1 protein-coding gene is annotated in these 1,226 nt (G+C 28.0%); it reads left to right on the plus strand.

The annotated features are described in order from the left end of the window. Positions 1-1,226 (plus strand): amino acid adenylation domain-containing protein (locus BUB01_RS22450; RefSeq protein WP_143152557.1); only part of this gene is annotated, 1,226 nt, incomplete at both ends.

A 1,226-nucleotide genomic window follows, 5' to 3' on the forward strand; every position in this document is an offset into this window, starting at 1 on the left:
AAGAAAATAACTTATAGAGAATTGAATGAAAGGTCAAATGCCTTGGCAAGAACTTTAAGAAAAAAAGGAGTAAGAAGAGATGAGATAGTAGGAATAATGGTAGAACGTTCTATAGAACTGATAGTAGGAATAGTTGGAATATTAAAATCTGGAGCAGCATATTTAGCAATAGACCCAAGTCATCCAGAAGATAGAATACAATATATGATAGATGATAGTAAAATGAATATACTTTTAACAGAAAAAAAGCTTAGTGAAAAAGTTAAGTTAAATGGAGAAAAAGTATATTTAGAAAATGAAGAAGTTTATTCAAAGGATTTAAGAAATATAAAAAATGTTAATGAAGCTTCAGACTTAGCTTATGTAATATATACATCTGGTTCAACAGGAAAACCTAAGGGGGTTATGGTAGAGCATAAAGAACTAGTAAATTATATTATGTTTACAAGAGATAAATACTTTAATCAGAAAGATTTAAAAATGCCATTATATACATCAGTAGCATTTGATTTAACGATAACGTCTATTTTTGCTCCTATAATTAGCGGAAATACTATAGTTATTTATAAGGAAAAGGAAACAGATAAATTAATAGAAAAAGTATTTACCAATGATAATGAAATTATAAAGGTAACTCCAGCACATTTGAATTTTTTAATGAATATAGAAAATGTGAATAAATCAATAAAAAAGCTTATTGTAGGAGGAGAAGAATTAAAGGAGAATCTAGCTCAGAATATTAGTAAGCTATTTGACTATGATATAGAAATAATAAATGAATATGGACCAACAGAAGCAACTGTAGGTTGTATAACTCATAATTATGATCACAATAAAAGCTATAAAAATTCAGTATTAATAGGAAAACCTATAAACAATACTGGAGTATATATTGTAGATTCAAATAATAAAATAGTGCCAATTGGAGTTATGGGAGAGCTTTGTATAAGTGGAGATGGACTAGCTAGAGGATATTTAAATAGACCGGATTTAACAGCAGAAAAGTTTATAGAAAATCCATATAAACCTGGAGAAAGAATGTATAAAACTGGAGACCTAGCAAGATGGTTACCAGATGGGAATATAGAATTTCTGGGAAGAATAGATCATCAAGTAAAAATACGCGGATTTAGAATAGAGCTTGGAGAAATAGAAACTAGATTATTAGAAGTAGAAGGAATAAATGAAGTAATAGTTATAGATAAAGAAAAAGATGGTGATAAATA

This window comes from Clostridium cavendishii DSM 21758 (assembly GCF_900141845.1).
In the GTDB taxonomy this organism is placed as follows: domain Bacteria; phylum Bacillota; class Clostridia; order Clostridiales; family Clostridiaceae; genus Clostridium_AG; species Clostridium_AG cavendishii.